The organism is Oleiphilus sp. HI0066 (assembly GCF_001635725.1).
In genome coordinates, this window is record NZ_LWFH01000604.1 from 1 (window position 1) to 1,282 (window position 1,282).

At 44.2% G+C, this 1,282-nt stretch carries 1 protein-coding gene; it reads left to right on the forward strand.

The window, feature by feature from the left end; genetic code table 11:
- The coding region (locus A3738_RS30780) for a hypothetical protein (protein WP_197473695.1) at positions 1-241 on the forward strand (241 nt) is incomplete at its 5' end.
- Positions 242-1,282 lie beyond the last annotated feature (1,041 nt).

Here is a 1,282-nt window from a genome sequence, read left to right on the forward strand (position 1 = left end):
TTTGAGCAGTTTCTTCTCATTCTATGTGACGAGTTATTATTTTGCTGTCGGCTTTGATCTTCAGGAAAACGAAGCTCTTGTTCTTCAAGATGAATACGTACACGAGCTTGGTTTTACTTGGGGCTTAGATAAAGCCATTGAAACCTCAGTGGGTGATATCGAGCGCATTGGCTTTGGCTATCGTTTTGCTGATGCAGAGGATGGTGTTTTTCACTTAGCGTTTAATTTTCCATTAGATTAGGGAACAGAGTCGGCGGCGGCCGATAGGCGCTTTAAGGTTTTGATTTGAGGTTTATTTGTTCTTTCTGTCATAGCGATGAATTAATTTAATCGGTTGTTGGATTAATGCTCAATTTCATTTAAATGTTTTTGTCAGCGGCGGCCTACAGCGCCTTAAGAGCTTTGATTGTTCCGCTTTCAGGTTTCGACCTAAAGGTCGAGTTAAGGCACTTGTGCTGACAAGTCCCTTAACAATCCCAATCAGCCCCGCTGACATGCCCTTCGGTCTTATTCGTTGCTCAAAAATAAACAGCGTCTGCGGGACTCGCCTTCGGCTCAAACAGTCCTCGACGAATTCCTGTTTATTTTATCCGCGACTCATCATGTCAGAAGGGGTGTTGGTGCAAGACACAAACCTTGTTTTTTTTCCAGATTTATCGAAGCGGCATCTGCCTTCTCGTAGGATGAGTGACGCCAGTTACAAATGGATAAGGCGAGGACTGTTTGAGAGAGCAGCGCGAACGAGACAAGGTGAATGGCGAAGCAAGAGAGTGTGGCCTGGGCCAGGCCGCAGCGCCATTTTTAACCAGTCACGAATGTACCCAAAGGGCCGCAGAGCAGGCACGCATTTCTTTGGTTCTTTCTTGCGCGAGCAAGAAAGAACATAAACGGATTAGGAGTAATGAATTTAAGATTAACGATAGTTTGAAAATAGACAACTCAACCCCAAAGCCCCTTTCAACAAACTTCAGGTCAAAACCTATCAGTCTTTATTCGTTGTCAGCTCGACTGCAAAGTCATGTTTGTTTTTCTAAAAGCTTCATCGAAGCGGAATCTGCCTTCTCGTAGGATGAGTGACGCCAATTAAAAATGGATAAAGCGAGGACTGTTTGAGAGAGCGTAGCGAACGAGTCCTGCAGCGCCATTTTTAACCAGTCACGAATGTACCCGCAGGGCCGAAGAGCAGGTACGCATTTCTTTGGTTCTTTCTTGTGCGAGCAAGAAAGAACATAAACGGATTAGAAGTATTGAATTTAAGATTAACGAGAGTTTGAAAATAAAC